The sequence below is a fragment of the Caulobacter sp. 73W genome (assembly GCF_041021955.1).
Taxonomy (GTDB): Bacteria; Pseudomonadota; Alphaproteobacteria; order Caulobacterales; family Caulobacteraceae; genus Caulobacter.
On sequence record NZ_CP158375.1, the window covers coordinates 3,026,461 to 3,045,093 of the forward strand.

21 protein-coding genes are annotated in these 18,633 nt (G+C 67.9%); 9 read left to right on the plus strand and 12 right to left on the minus strand.

Annotation, left to right across the window (positions count from 1 at the left end):
- Positions 1–100: 100 nt before the first annotated feature.
- The 6 genes from ABOZ73_RS14350 to ABOZ73_RS14375 all read right to left on the minus strand — a co-directional run bounded on the left by ABOZ73_RS14350 (position 101) and on the right by ABOZ73_RS14375 (position 4,621).
- Positions 101–724 (minus strand): DUF5694 domain-containing protein, encoded by a 624-nt coding sequence (locus ABOZ73_RS14350; RefSeq protein WP_369058819.1) that lies wholly within the window; start codon positions 722–724, stop codon positions 101–103.
- A 33-nt stretch (positions 725–757) separates the two neighbouring features.
- Positions 758–934 carry a hypothetical protein gene (locus tag ABOZ73_RS14355; protein WP_369058820.1) on the minus strand — a complete coding sequence of 59 codons (177 nt, stop codon included), beginning with the start codon at positions 932–934 and terminating at the stop codon, positions 758–760.
- 71 nt (positions 935–1,005) lie between these two features.
- The gene (gene arsC / locus ABOZ73_RS14360; protein WP_369058821.1) at positions 1,006–1,425 is read right to left on the minus strand and encodes an arsenate reductase (glutaredoxin); all 420 of its coding nucleotides are present in this window, start codon (positions 1,423–1,425) and stop codon (positions 1,006–1,008) included.
- Positions 1,426–1,436: 11 nt separating this feature from the next.
- Entirely contained in the window at positions 1,437–2,489 is a 1,053-nt protein-coding gene (gene arsB, locus ABOZ73_RS14365) for an ACR3 family arsenite efflux transporter (RefSeq protein WP_369058822.1), read from the minus strand.
- Positions 2,489–2,773 (minus strand): ArsR/SmtB family transcription factor, encoded by a 285-nt coding sequence (locus tag ABOZ73_RS14370; RefSeq protein ID WP_369058823.1) that lies wholly within the window; start codon positions 2,771–2,773, stop codon positions 2,489–2,491. Before ABOZ73_RS14370 ends, arsB begins: the two co-directional genes overlap by 1 nt.
- Before the next feature lie 129 nt (positions 2,774–2,902).
- Positions 2,903–4,621: an amidohydrolase family protein gene (locus ABOZ73_RS14375; RefSeq protein ID WP_369058824.1), complete on the minus strand. Its 1,719-nt coding sequence runs from the start codon at positions 4,619–4,621 to the stop codon at positions 2,903–2,905.
- 77 nt (positions 4,622–4,698) lie between these two features.
- Between ABOZ73_RS14375 and ABOZ73_RS14380 the strand changes: the two genes are divergently transcribed.
- A complete protein-coding gene (locus ABOZ73_RS14380) occupies positions 4,699–4,944 on the plus strand; it encodes a DUF1272 domain-containing protein (protein ID WP_369058825.1) in 246 nt (81 codons plus the stop codon).
- 32 nt (positions 4,945–4,976) lie between these two features.
- On the opposite strand, the gene ABOZ73_RS14385 is transcribed toward ABOZ73_RS14380, so the two are convergent.
- Positions 4,977–5,675: an HAD family hydrolase gene (locus ABOZ73_RS14385; RefSeq protein ID WP_369058826.1), complete on the minus strand. Its 699-nt coding sequence runs from the start codon at positions 5,673–5,675 to the stop codon at positions 4,977–4,979.
- 176 nt (positions 5,676–5,851) lie between these two features.
- Here ABOZ73_RS14385 and carA point away from each other — a divergent pair, with 176 nt between their 5' ends.
- The 4 genes from carA (at position 5,852) to ABOZ73_RS14405 (ending at position 12,021) form a co-directional block, all read left to right on the plus strand.
- The gene (gene carA, locus ABOZ73_RS14390) at positions 5,852–7,021 is read left to right on the plus strand and encodes a glutamine-hydrolyzing carbamoyl-phosphate synthase small subunit (RefSeq protein ID WP_369058827.1); all 1,170 of its coding nucleotides are present in this window, start codon (positions 5,852–5,854) and stop codon (positions 7,019–7,021) included.
- 132 nt (positions 7,022–7,153) lie between these two features.
- Positions 7,154–9,052: a DNA primase gene (gene dnaG, locus ABOZ73_RS14395; protein ID WP_369058828.1), complete on the plus strand. Its 1,899-nt coding sequence runs from the start codon at positions 7,154–7,156 to the stop codon at positions 9,050–9,052.
- Between the two features lie 86 nt (positions 9,053–9,138).
- Entirely contained in the window at positions 9,139–11,088 is a 1,950-nt protein-coding gene (gene rpoD, locus ABOZ73_RS14400) for an RNA polymerase sigma factor RpoD (RefSeq protein ID WP_369058829.1), read from the plus strand.
- 150 nt (positions 11,089–11,238) lie between these two features.
- On the plus strand, positions 11,239–12,021 hold the full coding sequence (locus tag ABOZ73_RS14405; RefSeq protein ID WP_369058830.1) for a hypothetical protein: 783 nt from the start codon (positions 11,239–11,241) through the stop codon (positions 12,019–12,021).
- A gap of 31 nt (positions 12,022–12,052) precedes the next feature.
- Here ABOZ73_RS14405 and ABOZ73_RS14410 read toward each other — a convergent pair whose 3' ends face one another.
- Together ABOZ73_RS14410 and ABOZ73_RS14415 are read right to left on the minus strand one after the other, a co-directional pair.
- Positions 12,053–12,718, minus strand: coding sequence for a YbhB/YbcL family Raf kinase inhibitor-like protein (locus ABOZ73_RS14410; protein ID WP_369058831.1), 666 nt, complete (start codon positions 12,716–12,718; stop codon positions 12,053–12,055).
- Between the two features lie 404 nt (positions 12,719–13,122).
- On the minus strand, positions 13,123–13,338 hold the full coding sequence (locus ABOZ73_RS14415) for a hypothetical protein (RefSeq protein ID WP_369058832.1): 216 nt from the start codon (positions 13,336–13,338) through the stop codon (positions 13,123–13,125).
- A gap of 131 nt (positions 13,339–13,469) precedes the next feature.
- Here ABOZ73_RS14415 and ABOZ73_RS14420 point away from each other — a divergent pair, with 131 nt between their 5' ends.
- Positions 13,470–13,844 (plus strand): response regulator, encoded by a 375-nt coding sequence (locus tag ABOZ73_RS14420; RefSeq protein WP_369058833.1) that lies wholly within the window; start codon positions 13,470–13,472, stop codon positions 13,842–13,844.
- Positions 13,845–13,878: 34 nt separating this feature from the next.
- On the opposite strand, the gene greA is transcribed toward ABOZ73_RS14420, so the two are convergent.
- Positions 13,879–14,358 (minus strand): transcription elongation factor GreA, encoded by a 480-nt coding sequence (gene greA / locus ABOZ73_RS14425; RefSeq protein ID WP_369058834.1) that lies wholly within the window; start codon positions 14,356–14,358, stop codon positions 13,879–13,881.
- A gap of 252 nt (positions 14,359–14,610) precedes the next feature.
- Here greA and ABOZ73_RS14430 point away from each other — a divergent pair, with 252 nt between their 5' ends.
- Positions 14,611–15,441, plus strand: a complete 831-nt coding sequence (locus ABOZ73_RS14430; RefSeq protein WP_369058835.1) for an outer membrane protein — start codon at positions 14,611–14,613, stop codon at positions 15,439–15,441.
- A gap of 112 nt (positions 15,442–15,553) precedes the next feature.
- Positions 15,554–16,063 (plus strand): hypothetical protein, encoded by a 510-nt coding sequence (locus ABOZ73_RS14435; protein ID WP_369058836.1) that lies wholly within the window; start codon positions 15,554–15,556, stop codon positions 16,061–16,063.
- A gap of 2 nt (positions 16,064–16,065) precedes the next feature.
- Here ABOZ73_RS14435 and ABOZ73_RS14440 read toward each other — a convergent pair whose 3' ends face one another.
- Positions 16,066–16,794, minus strand: a complete 729-nt coding sequence (locus tag ABOZ73_RS14440; RefSeq protein WP_369058837.1) for a glutathione S-transferase family protein — start codon at positions 16,792–16,794, stop codon at positions 16,066–16,068.
- Between the two features lie 105 nt (positions 16,795–16,899).
- Here ABOZ73_RS14440 and ABOZ73_RS14445 point away from each other — a divergent pair, with 105 nt between their 5' ends.
- The gene (locus ABOZ73_RS14445; protein ID WP_369058838.1) at positions 16,900–17,634 is read left to right on the plus strand and encodes a helix-turn-helix transcriptional regulator; all 735 of its coding nucleotides are present in this window, start codon (positions 16,900–16,902) and stop codon (positions 17,632–17,634) included.
- Here the strand turns inward: ABOZ73_RS14445 and ABOZ73_RS14450 are convergent.
- The gene (locus ABOZ73_RS14450; RefSeq protein ID WP_369058839.1) at positions 17,625–18,581 is read right to left on the minus strand and encodes a helix-turn-helix transcriptional regulator; all 957 of its coding nucleotides are present in this window, start codon (positions 18,579–18,581) and stop codon (positions 17,625–17,627) included. The genes ABOZ73_RS14445 and ABOZ73_RS14450 overlap by 10 nt on opposite strands.
- Positions 18,582–18,633 lie beyond the last annotated feature (52 nt).

The following is an 18,633-nucleotide window of genomic DNA, read 5'->3' on the forward strand; positions in this document are numbered from 1 at the left end:
AGATTGCAGGTTAAGGGGGTCGTTTAGAGACGTGTGACCCCGCGCGCAAGAATGCAAAATCAGGAAAGATGATGAATGGCCGCGCGGCCCGGCGGATTCCCTACTTCGGAAGCCAGGCGTTCGGCTCGACCAGCTTGAAGCCGGGGGTCTCGGTGACGCACTGGCGCAGCAGGAAGGAATGACCGGCGCCGTAGATGACGACGATGCGGTCTCCCGGCTTGGCCGATTGCAGGATGCGGGCGCAGATCTTGAAGTTGCGGTCGTACCAGCCGGTCAGCAGGGCCGCGCCAGGCTGGTCGTCCCCGCCGCCGATCAGGCCGATCTGGCGATAGAAGTCGTGGCCCTTGTTGATGTAGGCGGGGCTGTTGAGGTGGCGTAGGACAGCCGAAGTCCCGCCCGTGGAGAAACGGGCCTCCTGCGCCTTCATCTCCGCGTCGGTCTTGGCGCGGTGGGCGTCGAGCATGGGCTTCTGACCGTGCGCCTCGGCATAGGCCATGACCGGGCCGTAGGGGAACTGGCCGTCCACATCGACGCCCTCGATGGCCGCGCCGGTCTGCTTGGCCAGGCGATAGCCCAGCTGGACCACCTCGTTACGCTCGCTGCGGTGACCCTTGAGGCCGTCCTGCTGGTACTGGACGTAGCGTTCGGCCGTGACCTTCCGCGGCCATTCCACCGCGATGCGGGTCGGCTTGAACTTCGCCAGGGCGTCGACAGCCTTGGCCACGCCCGCCTGCTGCTTGGGCGACAGGACGTCCTCTTACTTGGCGTTCGAGATGTCCGCACCGGGATTGGACATGTGGAACACGCCCACCACCATCACCTCGACCGGCTCGGCGGCGTGGACGGGCAGGGCGGCGGCGGCCAGGGCGGCGCCGGAGGCCCAGCCCGCGAGGGCGCAGACGATCAGTCGTTTCGTGCGGTAGGTCAGGTTCATACGCACCTGATCGCCTGACCGAACAGCGGAATCCAGTGAACTTTCGGAAAGGTGGCGTAACGCGGTTTTCGCTAAAGCGGCGGTCCGACGACCTCGCCGTCTTCCTTCTCAAAACGTTCCGGCGGCTGTCGCAGCAGACCGAACACCAGTTCGGAAGGACGGCAAAGGCGTGTGCCTTTGGGCGTGCGCACGATCGGTCGATTGACGAGGATAGGGTGCACGATCATCGCCTCGAGGATCGTCTCGTCCCTCGTCGCCGCGTCTGTCAGGCCAAGTTCCTCCGCGGGAGTTCCGCTGATCCGCAGGATGTCGCGGGGCTTCTTCCCCATCTCATCGAGCAGGGCTTCGAGCTGAGGTCGGGTCCAGCCTTGGCTCAGATACTCGACAACGGTCGGCGTCTCGCCCGAAGCCTGAATCATCGCCAGCGTGTTGCGCGAGGTGCCGCAGGCGGGGTTGTGGAAGATGGTCACCGGGAAATCAGTGTCGGTCATGGTCTGTCGCCTCATTTGGCGAGGCCAAGGCGGCGCACGGCGGCGCCCGCCTCGTACCAGGGCTTGGTCCGGTTCACGATGGCGACGACCGACAGCATCACCGGCACCTCCACCAGCACACCGACGACGGTCGCCAGGGCCGCGCCGCTCTTGAGCCCGAACAGGCTGATCGCGGCGGCCACCGCCAGTTCGAAGAAGTTGCTGGCGCCGATCAGGGCAGACGGGCCGGCCACCGAATAGGCTTCGCCCAAGGCGCGGTTCAGCAGGTATGCCGCCCCCGCGTTCAAATAGACCTGGATCAGGATCGGGATGGCGAGGAGCAGGATCACCGCCGGCTGGCCGATGATCTGCTCACCCTGGAAGGCGAACAGCAGGACGAGGGTCGCGAGCAGCGCCGCCAGCGACACCGGCTGAAGCATTCTCAGCAGACCGTCGAGAGCAGCTTGCCCGCCCTTCGACAGCATGGCGCGGCGGACGAGTTGGGAGACGATCACTGGAGCGACGATGTAGAGCGCCACGGACAGAAGAAGCGTGCTCCAAGGCACGGTGATGGCCGCCAGCCCCAGCAGCAGGCCGACGATGGGCGCGAAGGCGAACACCATGACCACGTCGTTCAGCGCCACCTGACTGAGCGTGAAATGAGGCTCGCCTTTTGTCAGGTTACTCCAGACGAAGACCATGGCCGTGCAAGGCGCGGCGGCCAGGATGACCAGACCTGCGATGTAGCTTTCGATCTGATCGGCAGGGAGGAGAGGGCGGAACAGCCACCCCACGAACAGCCAGCCCAGCAGCGCCATGGAGAATGGCTTGATCAGCCAGTTTACGCCCACGGTGACGGCGATCCCGCGCCAGTGGCGGCCGACGCCGTTCAGGGCGCCGAAGTCGATCCGCAGCAGCATCGGCACGATCATCAGCCAGATCAGGCCGGCCACAGGCAGGTTGACCTTGGCGACCTCGGCCGAGGCGATGCCCGCGAAGAGGTCGGGCGCGGCCCAGCCCAAGGCGACCCCGGCCACGATGCACAGAAGGACCCAAACCGTCAGATAGCGTTCGAACACCGACATCAGACGCGCTCCGGCTGGCAGCAGGCCACGCGGTTCAGGGTGTCGCTGATCGGCGCGCAAATTTCCGGAGCGCCGTCGCAGCAGTTCTCCACGAGGAAGGCGAGCAGTTCGCCCATGGCTCCGAAGTTGGCCGAATAGATGATCGAGCGGCCTTCGCGCCGGCTCTGGACCAGACCCGCGCCGCCCAGCGACGAAAGGTTGGACGACAGTGTGCTTGGCAGGCTGCCGGTCAGGTCCGCGATCCGGCCAGCGGCCAGACCATCGGGGCCTGCCCTGATCAGCAAGCGATAGGTTTCAAGCCGAGTCGGATGAGCCAAGGCGGCGAGACGGCTGACGGCGACCGATATTTCCATATTTCGCGTATAATCGAACTATTCGCCTGGCTCAAGAGGGGGCAACTGCGCGCCGCCGCCCTACCAGCTCCAGTCGGCCGCGCTCGCCTTGCAGCCGCCGTCGTTCCAGCCTTTCCAGGCCCGGCCACGGACGACCTGGCCCGTCGCGGCGCCGGTCGGCTCGCCGTTGGAGAGGGCGAGGCCGCCGTTGATCACCACGTCGCGGACGCCGACGGCGAACTGCTGCGGCTTCTCGTAGGTCGCCTTGTCGGCCACGGTCGCCGGGTCGAAGACGACGACGTCGGCGTAGTAGCCGGTCTTCAGCAGGCCCCGGTCGCGCAGGCCCAGATTGTGGGCCGGCAGGCTGGTCATCTTGCGCACGGCGTCGGGGAGGGTGAGCGCCTTGTCCTCGCGCACATACTTGCCCAGCAAGCGGGCGACGTTGCCGTAGGCGCGGGGATGGGTGGAGGACTTCAGGAACACCCCCTCGGGCGCCAGGGCGGCGGCGTCGGAGCCGAAGCTCATCCATGGCAGGGCGGTCTGGCGGCGGACATTGTCCTCGCTCATCAGGAAATAGACGACCTGGACGCGGCTGCCGTCGGCGATGATCAGGTCGATGATGGCGTCCTCCGGGCTGACGCCGCGTTCCTTGGCGATATCGGCCAGGGTGCGGCCGGTGAGGGGCTTCAGCGCCTCGGACCGGAAGCCGACCAGCAGGGTCCCTTCGGCCCCGGCGTGGCGGTAGAGGCTTTCGAAGTCCGGCTTCTCGGCGCGCATCTCCTTGAGCACGCGGGCGCGGATTTGCGGGTTCTTCAGGCGCTCGATCCAGGCCTCGCGGCCGCCGGCCTGGACCCAGGTGGGCATGGCGGCGTCGAAGCCGGTGGAGCCGGCGGTGTAGTTGTACATGTTGGCGGTGATGCGCTGGCCCCTGGCGCGGGCGGCCTCGACGCGGGCGATGACGGCGTCCAGCTTGGACCAGTTCTCACGGCCGGCGGCCTTCAGGTGCCAGATCTCGGCCGGGGCGCCGGAACGGCGGCTGATCTCGATCAGCTCGTCCACGGCCTCGACCAGGCGGTCGCCTTCGCTGCGCATGTGGGACAGGTAGACGCCGCCGCAGCGGCCCGCCTCGGTCGTCAGGGCGACCAGCTCGTCCGTCTCGGCGTAGGTTCCGGGGGCGTAGATCAAGGACGAGCCGATGCCTAGGGCGCCTTCCTCCATGGCCTGGACCACGATCTTGCGCATCTGGGCCAGCTGTTCGGGCGTGGGGTCCACGTCACCCTCGCCCAGGACCATGACGCGGGGCTGTTCGGCGCCCAGCATGGAGGCGACGTTGGGGGCGATTCCGCGCTTGGTCAGGCCGACCAGGTATTCGTCCAGGCTGTTCCACCAGATCTCGTACTTGATGTCGCCCTGGCGCGATTGCTCCGCCGCCTTCATGGCCTGGGTCAGCGGACCCATGGACGAGCCCTCGCCCATCACTTCCAGCGTTACGCCCTGCTTCAGGTCGGACAGGCCGCGGCCGTCGGCGATCAGGCTGTCGGTGGCCCAGCTGAGCATGTTGATGAAGCCGGGGGAGACGGCGAGGCCCTTGGCGTCGATCTCTTTCGCCCCCACGCCCGGCGCCTTGGGGCCCACATAGACGATGCGCTCGCCCTTGACGCCGATGTCGCCGGTGAAGGCCGCCGCGCCGGAGCCGTCGATCACCGAGCCGCCCCGGATCACGAGGTCATAGGCGGGAACGGGGGCGGGCGCGGCGCGGGCGGAGGTGGAGAGCAGCGCCGCGACGGCGAGGGCGGCCAATGTCTCAAAACGAGGGAACTTCGTCATTTCGGCTGTCGCTGGCCTCTGCCATCAGGAGCGGGAAGGAGACCCTACCCATGCTCAGTCTGCGCCCCAACTGTGAATGCTGCGACCGTGACCTGCCGCCGGAGAGCGTGGAAGCGCGCATCTGCACGTTCGAGTGCACCTTCTGCGCCGACTGCGCGGACAACCGGCTGGGCGGGGTGTGCCCTGGCTGTTCAGGCGAGCTGGTGCGGCGGCCCGTGCGCCCGGCGGCCGGGCTGGCGCGGTTCCCGGCGTCGATGGAGCGGGTGGTGAAGAAGCACGCGGCGTGCGCGGCCTGACTTCCCATCCCCGGCAAGCGGGGGAGGAGAAGCTAGTCCCCCAGCTGCGCCAGCCAGGCCGGCATGTCGGCCAGGGTCTCCAGCTGGGCGTAGCGGGGATGGTCCGTCGGAGCCTCGGCGGCTTCGTGGGCCCAGACCAGCGGATAGGGAATCAGCGCGGCGTAGCAGCCGGCCTCCAGCGCCGGGATGACGTCGGAGCGGACGGAGTTGCCGGCCATGGCGGCTTCCCGCGGGCCGGTGCCGTGGCGGGTGAAGACGCGTCGATAGGTGTCGGCGTCCTTTTCACTGACGATCTCGACGGCGGCGAAGTGGTCGCCCAGGCCCGAGGCGGCCAGCTTCTGCTCCTGGTGCAGCAGGTCGCCCTTGGTGATCAGCACCAGGCGGTAGCGCTCGGCCAGGGCGGCGACGGCGGCCTCGACCCCCGACAGGGGCTCCATCGGGTGGGCCAGCAGGTCGCGGCCGGCGGCCAGGATCTCGGCGATCACGCGGGTGGAGACCTTGCCCTCGGTCAGCTCCAGGGCCGTCTCGATCATCGACAGGGTGAAGCCCTTGGCCCCGTAGCCATAGAGACGCAGGTTGCGCTTCTCGACCTCGGCCAGGCGCGATTCGAGCATGTCCTCGTCGGCGCAGTCGGACATCAGGCCGACGAAGCGCTGGTGCGTCAGACGAAACAGCGTCTCGTTGTGCCAGAGCGTGTCGTCGGCGTCCAAGCCGACAGTGGTGATGGGCATCAGAGCCTCCAAATCGGAGGCGGGTGATAGCGCAGGGCGAACCCGACGTCATCCGCGCCCGTTTCATTGGTTGACCCAGCGGGTTGCAGCCCGTAATGACGCGCCCGTTTGCCGGCGGGCGAGGGGTGGCCCTTCGCCCGCCGTTTTGCGACCATGACCCCACAGGAGAATGTCCCATGTCGATCGATCTGCTGCCTGGGGTGACGGGGGTTCTGGTTCTGGCGGACGGCACGGTCCTGCAAGGGATCGGCGTCGGCGCGGCTGGCGAGGCCCTCGGCGAGGTGTGCTTCAACACCGCCATGTCGGGCTATCAGGAGATCCTGACCGACCCGTCCTACATGTCGCAGATCGTCGCCTTCACCTTCCCGCACGTGGGCAATGTCGGCACGAACAGCGAAGACATCGAGCAGATCGGCGGCTCGTCGGACACCTCGGCCCGCGGCGCGATCTTCCGCGACGCCCCGACCGATCCGGCCAACTGGCGCTCCAATTCGACCCTGGCGGCCTGGATGGAGCGCCGCGGCGTCGTCGGCCTGGCCGGCGTCGACACCCGCGCCCTGACCCGCCTGATCCGCGAGAAGGGCATGCCGCACGGCGTCATCGCCCACAGCCCGACGGGCGAGTTCGACATTCCGGCCCTGCAGAAGAAGGCCGCCGAATGGACCGGCCTGGTGGGCCTGGACCTGGCCAAGGACGCCTCCACCCGCCAGTCGTTCGAGTGGACCGAGACCGAGTGGTCGTGGCCGGAAGGCTACGGCAAGGTCGAGGCGCCGAAGTACGAGGTGGTGGTCATGGACTTCGGCGTGAAGCGCAACATCCTGCGCTCGCTCGCCCAGGTCGGCGCCCGCGTGACGGTGGTTCCCGCCGACACCTCGGCTGAGGACATCCTGGCCCGCAACCCGGACGGCGTGCTGCTGTCCAACGGTCCGGGCGATCCGGCGGCGACCGGCGCATACGCCGTGCCGCAGATCCAGAAGCTGCTCGAGAGCGGCAAGCCGGTGTTCGGCATCTGCCTTGGCCACCAGATGCTGGCCCTGGCGCTGGGCGCCAAGACGGTGAAGATGGAGCAGGGCCACCACGGGGCCAACCACCCGGTGAAGGACCTGACGACCGGCAAGGTCGAGATCGTGTCGATGAACCACGGCTTCACCGTGGAGCGCGAAACCCTGCCGGCGCCGGTCAAGGAAACCCACGTCTCGCTGTTCGACGGCACCAACGCCGGCCTGGAGCTGTCGGGCAAGCCGGTGTTCTCGGTTCAGCACCATCCAGAAGCCAGCCCGGGACCGACGGACAGCCTCTACCTGTTCGAGCGGTTCGCCGGGCATATGGACAAGGCGAAGGCGTAAAGGCTTCCACTCATCCCCGCGAAGGCGGGGATCCAAGCTGAAACAGCCGGATAGGCTCCCGCCTGCGCGGGAGTGAGCGGCATTGGGGGCGTAGCTATTCGCTATGCCGCTGAGTTCACATAAAGAGAACTCATGCGCTTCGACGACCGCTTCCTCGAGGAGATAAAGTCGCGCGTCCGGTTGTCGGACGTGATCGGCAAGTCCGTGAAGCTGAAGCGGCAGGGGCGGGAATTCGTCGGCCTGTCGCCCTTCTCCAAGGAGAAGAGCCCGTCGTTCTTCGTGAACGACGACAAGGGCTTCTTCCATGACTTCAGCTCGGGCAAGCACGGCGACCTGATCGCCTTTTTCCAGGAAACCGAGCGCCTGACCTTCGTGGAGGCGGTCGAGCGCCTGGCCGCCGAGGCGGGCGTGCCCATGCCGGAGCCGGACGCCCAGTCCGCCCAGCAGGAGGAGAAGCGCAAGGGCCTGTCCGACTGGATGGACCATGCGGCCAAGTGGTTCGAGGCCGAGCTGCGCCGCCCGGTCGGCGCGGCGGCGCGGGCCTATCTGGAAAAGCGGGCCCTGCCCGAAAGCGAATGGAAGCGCTTTGGCCTGGGGTTCGCGCCGTCGGGCCGCACGGCGCTGAAGGACTATCTGATCGCCAAGGGCGCCCGGCCGGCCGATCTGGTGGACGCCGGCCTGCTGATCGCGCCGGAAGACGGCGGCGCGCCCTATGACCGCTTCCGCGACCGGATCATCTTTCCCATCGCCGACGCGCGCGGAAAGATCGTCAGCTTCGGCGGCCGGGCCATGGATCCGGAGGCGCGGGCCAAGTACCTGAACGGTCCAGAGACCAGCCTCTTCCACAAGGGGCGGCTGCTGTACGGACTGCCGGAGGCCCGGAAAATCCTGCACGCCGGCCAGGCGGGCGGGGGCGACGCCGCCCTGGTGGTGGTCGAGGGCTATATGGACGTGATCGCCTGCCAGCGGGCCGGGATCGCGGGGGTGGCGCCGCTGGGCACCGCCCTGACCGAGGAGCAGATGGAGGTGCTGTGGCGCCTGCATCCCGAACCCACCCTGTCTTTCGACGGCGACAAGGCCGGCCAGCGGGCCGCCAGCCGGGCCATCGACCGGGCCCTGCCGCTGCTCAAGCCGGGGCGAAGCTTCAAGTTCTCTGTGGTGGAGGGCGGCAAGGACCCTGACGACGTGCTGCGCGAGCAGGGGGCGGCGGCGCTGAAAAGCCAGCTGGCCCAGACCACGCCCTTCGTCGAGGCCCTGTTCACCCGCGAGAAGGACGCCGAGACCCTCGACACGCCGGAACGCAAGGCGGGGCTGAAGCAGCGCCTGCGCGCCGCCGCCCAGACCATCGCCGACAAGGATCTGGCCCAGGCCTATCGCGATGACCTGCTGGCGCGGCTGGACACGCTTCTTGGCCGGGACGCGCCCCAGGCCCGGCCGGCCTGGCAGCCGCGCGCGCCGTACGAGGGCGGGCGCGGCGGCGGAGGCTGGAAAAAGGGCGCGCCGCCGCTGTTGCCGCCCACGCCGCAAGGGCTCGCCGCCGCCGAGCGGCTGGCCAATGCGCTCGATCCGCTGGCCGCCGCCCTGGCCAAGGGAGCCATCGAGGACCCGCACCGGCTGGACGATCACCTGGAGGATTTGCCGAGCAAGGGGTTCGGCGATCCGGCCCTGAAAGGTCTCGCAAACGAACTGACAAGCCTGCGTCTGGAAGCAGAAGCCCTTGACACCGAAGGACTCACACGCCATCTGCGCACACGTGGGTTTGCCGCGCTTTTGACTGACATCGACCGGGCCGCCGCCGCATCGGGCGCGCCCTTCCTGAAACAGGATGTCACGCTCGAGGCCGCCAGGTCCCAGTGGTCGCACGCTCTGTCGGTTCTGAACCGTCTGGCTGCGCTCGAGGACGCCGTCACCTCCGCCAAGGGTCGCCTTGGGGGACGTTCCGACATGGAGGCCTTTGAGCGCTTGAAGACGGAACGAGATAACCTCAAGCGCGCTGTCCGCTCGGGAAGCCTGTGGTCTGAAGCGATCTAGCCCGGAACGACGCGACCTAACGCCTCACAGAGATTTTTTCGGCGCCGCAATTGCACATATGCGCGGCGACGGATTCGGAGACCTAGATGACTGCTCAAACGGCCGAGACGGAAACTGCGGACGCCCCGGAAAAGGACGGTCCGCTTCTCGACCTCACGGACGCCGGCGTAAAGAAGTTCATCAAGCAGGCGAAAGCCCGCGGCTACGTCACGATGGACGAGCTGAACAAGGTGCTGCCGTCGGAGGAAGTGACCTCCGAGGCCATCGAAGACACCCTCGCCATGCTGAGCGAGATGGGCGTCAACGTGGTCGAGGCCGAGGAAGACGCCGAGACCCAGGAAGGCGGCGAAGTCGCCAACCGTGAGGAAAGCGCCGTCGTCACCACCGACGACAAGCCCGCCTACGACCGCACCGACGACCCCGTGCGCATGTACCTGCGCGAGATGGGCTCGGTGGAGCTGCTGTCGCGCGAGGGCGAAATCGCCATCGCCAAGCGTATCGAGGCCGGCCGCGACACGATGATCCGCGGCCTGTGCGAAAGCGCCCTGACCTTCGAAGCCATCATGGTGTGGCGCGAGGAACTGGGCAGCGGCCGCATCCTGCTGCGCGAAGTGATCGACCTGGACGGCACCTATGTCGCCCTGAACGGCGGCCCGCCCGAGGGCGCGGCGGCCGTCGGCGAAGGCGGCGAACAGGCCGAGCCCGCCGAGGAAGGCGCTGAACCGGCGGCCGAGGGCGCCGAGGACGAGGACGACTTCGACGATGGCGCCGGCCCGACCGTCAGCGCCATGGAAGGCGAACTGCGCGAAGGCGTCATGGCGACCCTGGACGCCATCGCCGGCGACTTCGACGGCTTCCGCCGCCTACAGGAGAAGCTGGTCGAACAGCGCCTGCGCGGCGAGGACCTGTCGGCCGGCGACCGCAAGGCGTACGAGGCCGCCAACAGCGCCATCGTCACCAAGCTGAAGACGCTGAAGCTGAACAACAACCGCATCGAGGCCCTGGTCGACCAGCTCTATGCGATCAACAAGCGCCTGGTGGGCCTGGAAGGCCGCCTGCTGCGCCTGGCCGACAGCTACGGCATCAGCCGCTCGGAGTTCCTGAAGGCCTATTTCGGCCAGGAGCTGAATCCGAACTGGACCGAGACGGTCAAGACCATGGGCGTGCGCTGGACCAAGTTCAGCGAGAACGACGGCGGCCAGATCGGCGACATCCGCCAGGAGATCGCGGCCCTGGCCACCGAGACCGGCGTGCCGATCGACGACTATCGCCGCATCGTCCAGACCGTCCAGAAGGGCGAGCGCGAGGCCCGTCAGGCCAAGAAGGAAATGGTCGAGGCCAACCTGCGCCTCGTGATCTCCATCGCCAAGAAGTACACCAACCGCGGCCTGCAGTTTCTGGACCTCATCCAGGAGGGCAACATCGGCCTGATGAAGGCCGTCGATAAGTTCGAATACCGCCGCGGTTACAAGTTCTCGACCTACGCCACCTGGTGGATCCGTCAGGCGATCACCCGCTCGATCGCCGACCAGGCGCGAACCATCCGTATCCCGGTGCACATGATCGAGACGATCAACAAGATCGTCCGCACCAGCCGCCAGATGCTGCACGAGATCGGCCGCGAGCCGACCCCGGAAGAGCTGGCCGAAAAGCTGGCCATGCCGCTGGAAAAGGTCCGCAAGGTCCTGAAGATCGCCAAGGAGCCGATCTCGCTCGAAACCCCGATCGGGGACGAGGAGGACAGCCACCTGGGCGACTTCATCGAGGACAAGAACGCCGTCCTGCCCATCGACGCGGCGATCCAGAGCAACCTGCGCGAGACCACCACCCGCGTGCTGGCGTCCCTGACGCCGCGCGAGGAACGCGTCCTGCGCATGCGCTTCGGCATCGGCATGAACACCGACCACACCCTCGAAGAGGTCGGCCAGCAGTTCAGCGTGACCCGCGAACGCATCCGTCAGATCGAGGCGAAGGCGCTGCGCAAGCTGAAGCACCCGAGCCGCAGCCGCAAGCTGCGCAGCTTCCTGGACAGCTAGGCGAGATCGGAAGGGCGGTTCGAAAGAGCCGCCCTTTTTCCTTGGGCCGACGCCCACTCGGCCCCGCGAGCGCGGCGGTCGCGCCGGCCGCTATTGCTTCGCCAAACGCTGATCGGCAATGTTCGGCCAACTCGCCGCTTCGGAGCGCTTATGCGATCGACCAAATGCTCGTCCTTGCTGGCCGTCGTGGCCGGCCTCCTCGTCATGGCCGCGGCGAGCCCATCCCTCGCCGAGCCGGTCGCGATCACCGCGGGCGGACCCATGGCGAGATTGGCGACCCTCAAGGAGGGCACGCGGCTTTATCTGAGAAGCCTGGAAAAGGACGGCGTGGCGCGTCCGATGGACATGTGGCGCCGGACGGTGAAGTTCGAGACCGTCGACGGCCAAAAGCGCCTGCACGTCACCCAGCTCTGGACCGCCGCGGCGCCGAGCAAGAACCAGCTCGAGCTGAACTCGTGGTTCGATGCGGACAGCTTCGCGCCCCTCACGCACGAGCGCCATTGGCTTCGCGACGGCCAGACCACCCATGAGGGGTTCCAGTTCGCGCCCGACGCCGTGACGGGCTTGGCGCGGATGTCCGACAACGCGCGCAAGGACTTCAAGGCGCCTTTGGAGGAGCCAGCCTTCAACTTCGAGACCGACCTTGAGATGATGGAGGTTCTCGACCTCAAGAAGGGCTGGTCTGGGCGGATGGTGTTCTATCATCCCGGCGGCGGCCCGGCGAAACCCTACATCGTCTCGGTGGCGGGCGAGGTCTCGGCCCCGGCCCCAGGCCGCCGCGCCGCCGCATGCTGGCTTGTCCTGCTCGACGCCCAGGCCGAGGACGCCTTTCCCGCCAGCCGCTTCTTTGTCGACAAGATCACGCGCCAGGTCCTGCGGGTCGAGCAACCGCAAGCCGACGGCTCGCTCATCGTCAAAACCAGGCTGAACTGAGCTCAGCCGGGCGGGCGGCCTACGCCAGCCGCTACCGCCTCACCACCCCATCCCCGTCATGCGGCGCGTGGCGGTCCACGTCGTCCTCATCCAGCCCACCCCGCCCGGCGTCGTGGGCGGCGAAGGTTCGGGGCGGGGAGAGGTCAGCGGGGTCCTTGGTCTCGAACGTGCCGACCAGTTCGCCGCTGGCGATGGTGTTGGCCTTCAGGGCGTTGAGCAGGTCGGGCAGGGCGGTGTTGGGGCCCATGCCCAGGGGCTTGGCCAGGGCGAAGAGCTGAAAGTGGTAGCGGTGGAGGCCGTGGCCGGCGGGCGGCCGGGGGCCGAACCAGGCGTTGTGGCCGTGCCCGTTCTTGCCCTGGATCGGGCCAACGGGGCTTTGCGGATAGGGGCCTTCCATCACCCCGCGGTGCAGCTCGGTCACGGTGCCGGGAATGTCCCAGATCATCCAGTGGACGAAGGGATCGTCGCCGGGGGCGTCGGGGTCCTCGACGATCAGGGCGAAGCTGCGCGCCTCCAGCACCCGGTTCCAGGCCAGGGGCGGGGAGAGGTTGTCCTGATCGGCGCTGTAGATCGGGTCGATGCGGCCGTCGGCGCCGATGGCGGGAGAGGTCAGAACGACGGCGCCGGCCATCTGGGCCTGCACGGCCTGGATGGCGAGGGGCGCGCGGGCGTGTTTGGGGGGCTGGGACTGGGCCATGGCGGACGGAGCTCCTTTGGCGGCGGCGTGACCCGTGGGAAACCCGTGGCGAGGCTGTCTTGCTCCAAGCTTGACCATGCGGCGAGATATCCCACCACAGAAAAACAATTGGAGGTTGTTTTTCTTGCCGCCTTCCCTCAATGTGTACGAGTCGGAGACTTGTTGAGCTCTTGCAGCAGTTGATCCCCCTACAGCTGCGTGACACCGACGAGGGCGGCGCCGAAAGGCGTCGCCCTTTTTGTTGGGTCGAAGGTGGGATCAATTGGGGGCACCGCACCCACCGCCGCTCATCCCCGCGACGGCGGGGATCCATACGGCATCTCAGCTTGGGTCCCCGCCTTGGCGGGGATGAGCGGGATTGAGACGCCCTTAGGCGGCGAGAGCCTCGCCGTCTCCTCTAGTCTTTAGGCGGCGAGGGCCTCGCCGCCGTGACTGCAATAGTAGGTCTTCAGCCATTCGACCGCGTCGGCCGACGGGGTGGCGATCTGGGCGCTGTCGTGGCGGATCAGCAGTTCGGCGCCGGGCTTGAGGGGCGCGGGGAGGCTGTCAAAAGCTTCGCGGGCCGCCGTCGTGTTGTTCAGTTCGAGCACGAAGGCGTCGAGGAGTTGACGCTGTCGCATGGGAGTCTGGCCTTGCTGTTGCACTTGCAAGCGACCTTACGACAACTTGATGAACGCGAGATGAGCGACTAGGCGCCGCAGGTCCGCGTGTGGATACTGAGACGACCGCTCCGCGTAATGTGAGGATCGTGATGCGTCCGCTGAACCTGCTCTATGTCGATGACGACCCCGACATGCACGACCTCGCGGACGCCGCCCTGTCGCTGGATCCGGAGATGACGGTGACCTACGCCTCGTCCGGCGAGGAGGCGCTTACGATCCTGGCGCGGCATCATCCGGACGCGGTGCTGCTGGACCTGGTGATGCCGGGGATGGACGGGCTGACCGTGCTGCAGGAGATGCGCCGCCTGCCCGGTCACGCCGAGACGCCGGTGGTGTTCGTCACCGGCCACTCGCACGCGGTCACCCTGCAGGAGCTGCGGGCCATGGGCGGCAAGGGGGCGGTGACCAAGCCCTTCGACCCCAAGTTCCTGGCCAAGAACGTGCGGATGTTCCTGGGGGGCTGATCTCTCCTCCCTTGCGAAGCGGGGGAGGAGACGTCTACCCCACCGCCACGATCTCCACTTCCGAGCCCGCCACCATCACCTCGTCCCCGACCGCCTTGCCTAGCACGGCCTGGGCCAGGGGGGAGACGTAGGAGACCGCGCCGTTGGCCGGATCGGCCTCGTCCTCGCCGACGATGCGGAAGGTCTGGCGGCGGCCGTCGTCGCGGTCGAAGGTGACTTGGCCGCCGAAGGTGACGACCTGAGCGTCGGGCGTCGGCTCGACCAGCTGGGCGCTGGCGCGGCGGGCCGACCAGTAGCGCAGGTCGCGGGTGGCGCGGGCCATGGCGGTGCGGTCGCTGCTGACGTCGCCGGCCGACTGGGCGGCGGCGTAGGCGGCGCGGGCGTCGGCCAGTTCGGTCTCGATCATGGCCAGGCCCGCAGGGGTGACGAGGTTGGCGTGGGCGGAGATCGGGCGGTCCGGCAGATCGGCGGCCGTGGCCTCGTGATCCTCTTCCCGCGTGAAGGCGACGCTCATTTCTTCTCACTTTATAGTCAGACGCGGCGGGCGCGTTCGAAGGCGCCTGCTTAACGGCCCAGATCGCCCGTCGTTGCAGGCTTTGAGCTTCACCGTGCGTTGAAATGCAAGGCCTTTTGCGTCCGCTCAAGCTTGGTCCGCATATCGGCGTCCGTGCCATTTGGGCCACACCGAAACCGGGCGGCGGTGCGTTGTGGACCCCATTCGGCCTTTCCGATCGTCGGGAAGCGTCGGCCAGTAAACGGGTTACGCATGAAGCACATCCTCCTCACCGCCGCCGCCGTCGCGGCTGTCGCCGCCGGTTCCGCCGCCAACGCCCAGACGACCCGCGACTGGTCGGGCGGCTATGTGGGCGCCCAGATGGGCTGGGGGCAGCGCGCCAATGCGCAGGGCGAGCGCCTGGTGTTCGACACCAATCTGGACGGCCAGTTCAACGACACGGTGCGCACCGGCGCGGGGGCTGACGCCTTCTCGCCCGGCTCCTGCGACGGCGTCGCGCGCGGCGCGGCCCGCGGGGCCGGCTGCACGGGCGACAAGGACAGCAACTTCGAGTTCGGCGCCCGCGCCGGCTATGACTGGCAGTTCGGAAACTGGGTGGTCGGCGGCGTCGCCGAGGTCACCCGCCTGAACCTGGATGACGACGTCACCAGCTTCTCGACCACGCCGGCCTTCTACACCTTCAGCCGCGAGCTGAACGGCTGGGGCGCCCTGCGGGCCCGCGCCGGCTACGCCATGGGCGACAACCTGCTGTACGCCACCGGCGGCGTCGCCCGGGCCGAGATGCGCGACCGCTTCACCACCAGCAATCGCGCCAACACCTTCACCGTCACGAACGACGACAAGTGGGTGAACGGCTATCAGGTCGGGGGCGGCTATGAGCGCAAGCTGACCGACGACGTGTCGCTGGGCGTGGAGTACCTCTACAGCAACTTCGACAATGAGGGCGCGACGGCGCGGGCCGGCGGTCCGGCCCCGGCCGGCAATCCGTTCCTGTTGGTCAACAGCGCAGGGACGGACATGCGCCGCTCCAAGGACCTGACGCAGCTGCATTCGGTGCGGATGACGGCCAGCTACCGGTTCTGATCGTCCGAAAGGACGGAAGGTTGGAGGCCCGGCGTTCAGCGCCGGGCCTTTGACGTCTTGGTGGACGGGCCGCCATGGGCCATTGTGCCCGCCTCATCTTCGAGGAGCGCCCATGTCGAAAGTCCGCCCCTTCATCCTGGCCCTGAGCGCCGGCGCCGTGGTCACGGCCGTCGCGCACGCCCAGCCGCCGGTCACCAAGATCACCGAACTGAAGCCCGCCGGCCTGCCGTCGGCGGTGGTCGCCCTGGTCAAGGGCACGGTCCCCGACATCACCATCACCGAGGCGCAGAAGAAGGAGCGGGAAGGCCGCATCTACTTCGACGTCGAGGGGACGACCCCGAAGGGCGAGATCGAGCTGGACGTCATGCAGACGGGCGAGGGCGCCTATAGCGTCGTCGAGATTCAGCGCGACATCGCCTGGGCCGACGCCCCGGCCGAGGTCCGCGCCGCCGCAGCCAAGGCCGAGAAGAAGGTCGAGCCCGTGCGGGTGATCGAGAGCAAGCAGACCGACGGCTCGGTGATCTACGAGCTGTTCGCCGCCGGCGTCCCGAAGGACCCGTCCCTGGAGATCATGGTCAAGAACGGCCAGGTTTCCGTGCTGAAGGAAGTCTGGCCGCACTAGCCCTAAGCCGCGATCGGCAGCTCGCCCCAGGGATGGTCCGGGTAGTGCCGGGCCATCATGCGGTCGACATAGGCGACGAGGTTGCCGTACCGCTCGGCCCGGCGGCGAAGGGGGCTGTCGAAGAACGGCGACATCAGCCCCGCCAGCATGGCGAACGCCGTGGCGTCGACGCCCGACGGCCGGTCGCCCATCAGGTAGGGCTGGCACTCCAGGATCGCCGACAGGGACTGCAGCGACCAGTCGCCCATGGCCAGGATCTCGTTGGGGGTGTGACGGGCGATCCCGACCGACATCAGGTTGGCCTGGACTTTGTCGAGAACCATGGCCCGCATCTCCTCGGCCTGCGCGGCGGGCAGGTGGTCAAACCAGCGGGCGGGGCCCTTTTCGTAGTTCTCGGGGATCATGAAGCGCGTCCAGGCGCAGACCCAACCGAAATGGTTCTCGATCATCCGCTCGATGGCCCAGGCCTGGCCGCGCTGGGCGTTGGTGAGGCTGGCGTCGAGGTCGATGCCGTAAGTCTCCTCCACATGCACGCGGATGAAGGTGGAGTCGGCGACGATCTTGCCGCCGTCGTCGATGAAGGGCAGCTGACCCTTGGGCGACATGTGCGGCGGGGAGCGATGCTTCTCGTAAGCCAGGCCGGCCATCTGCAGCTGCACCTCGGTCTTGCAGGCATAGGGGCTGTATTCGGGCAGGCCGAAGCCTTCGCCGGCGCCATAGAGCTTGATCATCGCGGTCCCTCCATCGTCACGGCCCCGAAGCGGCGGCCGACGGGGACTTGCTACCGCCACCCTGCTGCCAGCATGCTGTCAGCATGGCTCAGCTAGAGGTCCGCCATGAGACGCGCCGAACGCCTTTTCCAGATCATCCAGATCCTCCGCCGGGCCCGCGGGCCGATCACGGCGGACGCGATCGCGGTGGAGCTGGAGACGTCCAAACGCAGCGTCTATCGCGACATCGCGGCCCTGATGGGCCAGCGCGCTCCGATCCGGGGCGAGGCGGGCCTGGGCTATGTGCTGGAGGACGGATACGACATGCCGCCTTTGATGCTGACACCCGACGAGATCGAGGCCGCCGTGCTGGGCGCCCAGTGGGTGGCGGGGCGCGGCGACCCGGCCCTGGCCCGCGCGGCTGAGGATCTGATCGCCAAGATCGCCAGCGCCGTTCCCGAGACCTTGAGGCCCCACGTGCTGGAGCCGGCGGGGCGGGCGTTCAACTCCTGGAACGTGCAGCAGGACTCCATCGACATGGGGCAGGTGCGCACCTCGATCCGCACCGGCTGCAAGATCGTGCTGGACTATCGCGACGAGCAGGGACGGCCGACCCAGCGCACCATATGGCCGGTGACGGTGGGCTATATGGAGACGGTGCGGCTGCTGATCGCCTGGTGCGAACTGCGAACCGACTTCCGCACCTTCCGCACCGACCGGGTGGCGGGGGCCGAGTTTCTCAACGAGCGCTTTCCGGAACGGCCCGGTGTGCTGCGCACCAAGTGGCGCAAGTACATGGAGGCCGAGCGCCGGCGGCGCGAGGCGGAGCGGGACGCGGATGGTCCGGGCTATCAGCCGTAGGTCTGCGCCAGCTTGCGAAACGTCGCCGCCAGGCCCTCGCGTAACTCCGGTGGCGACAACACCTCCGCCTCCGCGCCCAGGCGCAGGAAGTCGATGCTGGCGTGGGCGACGGACTCGATGGGAACCACGACCTCGATCCAGCCGGCGCCGGCGGTCTTGCCGCGAACGGCGGCGGCGGTGGCCGCGCCCAGGTGGGACAGGCGGCGCAGGCCTTCCTGGGTGACGCGCAGGCTTGCCTCGCCGGTGTAGATGTCCGTCTCGAAACGGCTGGAGAAGGCTTTCCAAAAGGCTTCCAGATCGAAGCTGGCCGGGCGGTCGAAGGTGTCGTCGCGCGCGGTCATGTCGAGGATGTTCTCGACCCGATAGCCGCGCGGCTCGCTTCCGGCGACGCTGGCGGCCAGATACCAGACGCCGGCCTTCAGGATCAGGCCCAGGGGCTCAAGCTGGCGGTCCACCACCCCTTTCCAACTGTGGTAGCGCACATCCAAGCGGCGGCTGGTCCACACCGCCTGGGCCAGGGCGGGAAGGCGCTCGGCGTTGTCGGCCTCGCGGAACCAGCCGACCGGGTCCAGGTGGAAGCGGGCGGCGATGCGCTCGGCCGCGGCCTGGCGTTCCGGCGGCAGGGCGGCGAGGAGTTTCAGCTGGCTGGCGGCCATGGCCTCGCTGAGGCCCAACTGGGCGGCCGGTCCGGCGACGCCGCCCAGGAACAGGGTCTCGGCCTCGGCGTCTGTCAGGCCGGTGAGCCGGGTGCGATAGCCGTCGAGCAGGGCGAAGCCGCCCAGACGGCCGCGGTCGGCATAGACCGGCGCCCCGGTGGCGCTGAGTTCGTCGATGTCGCGATAGATGGTGCGGACGGAAACCTCGAACTCCGCCGCCAGCGCCTCGGCGGTCATGCGGCCGCGGGTCTGCAGCAGCATCAGGATCGACAGGAGGCGGCTCGCACGCATTTTTCGAGCCTAGCAGAAAATCCTGACATTCGATGTCAGTTATAGCGGGATA

Coding starts and splice junctions, on each gene's coding strand:
- ABOZ73_RS14355 (WP_369058820.1), bottom strand. CDS start 934: ATGAACCTGACCTACCGCACGAAACGACTGATCGTCTGCGCCCTCGCG.
- arsC (WP_369058821.1), bottom strand. CDS start 1,425: ATGACCGACACTGATTTCCCGGTGACCATCTTCCACAACCCCGCCTGC.
- arsB (WP_369058822.1), bottom strand. CDS start 2,489: ATGTCGGTGTTCGAACGCTATCTGACGGTTTGGGTCCTTCTGTGCATC.
- ABOZ73_RS14380 (WP_369058825.1), top strand. CDS start 4,699: ATGCTCAGTCTGCGCCCCAACTGTGAATGCTGCGACCGTGACCTGCCG.
- ABOZ73_RS14385 (WP_369058826.1), bottom strand. CDS start 5,675: ATGCCCATCACCACTGTCGGCTTGGACGCCGACGACACGCTCTGGCAC.
- carA (WP_369058827.1), top strand. CDS start 5,852: ATGTCGATCGATCTGCTGCCTGGGGTGACGGGGGTTCTGGTTCTGGCG.
- dnaG (WP_369058828.1), top strand. CDS start 7,154: ATGCGCTTCGACGACCGCTTCCTCGAGGAGATAAAGTCGCGCGTCCGG.
- rpoD (WP_369058829.1), top strand. CDS start 9,139: ATGACTGCTCAAACGGCCGAGACGGAAACTGCGGACGCCCCGGAAAAG.
- ABOZ73_RS14405 (WP_369058830.1), top strand. CDS start 11,239: ATGCGATCGACCAAATGCTCGTCCTTGCTGGCCGTCGTGGCCGGCCTC.
- ABOZ73_RS14410 (WP_369058831.1), bottom strand. CDS start 12,718: ATGGCCCAGTCCCAGCCCCCCAAACACGCCCGCGCGCCCCTCGCCATC.
- ABOZ73_RS14415 (WP_369058832.1), bottom strand. CDS start 13,338: ATGCGACAGCGTCAACTCCTCGACGCCTTCGTGCTCGAACTGAACAAC.
- ABOZ73_RS14420 (WP_369058833.1), top strand. CDS start 13,470: ATGCGTCCGCTGAACCTGCTCTATGTCGATGACGACCCCGACATGCAC.
- greA (WP_369058834.1), bottom strand. CDS start 14,358: ATGAGCGTCGCCTTCACGCGGGAAGAGGATCACGAGGCCACGGCCGCC.
- ABOZ73_RS14430 (WP_369058835.1), top strand. CDS start 14,611: ATGAAGCACATCCTCCTCACCGCCGCCGCCGTCGCGGCTGTCGCCGCC.
- ABOZ73_RS14435 (WP_369058836.1), top strand. CDS start 15,554: ATGTCGAAAGTCCGCCCCTTCATCCTGGCCCTGAGCGCCGGCGCCGTG.
- ABOZ73_RS14440 (WP_369058837.1), bottom strand. CDS start 16,794: ATGATCAAGCTCTATGGCGCCGGCGAAGGCTTCGGCCTGCCCGAATAC.
- ABOZ73_RS14445 (WP_369058838.1), top strand. CDS start 16,900: ATGAGACGCGCCGAACGCCTTTTCCAGATCATCCAGATCCTCCGCCGG.
- ABOZ73_RS14450 (WP_369058839.1), bottom strand. CDS start 18,581: ATGCGTGCGAGCCGCCTCCTGTCGATCCTGATGCTGCTGCAGACCCGC.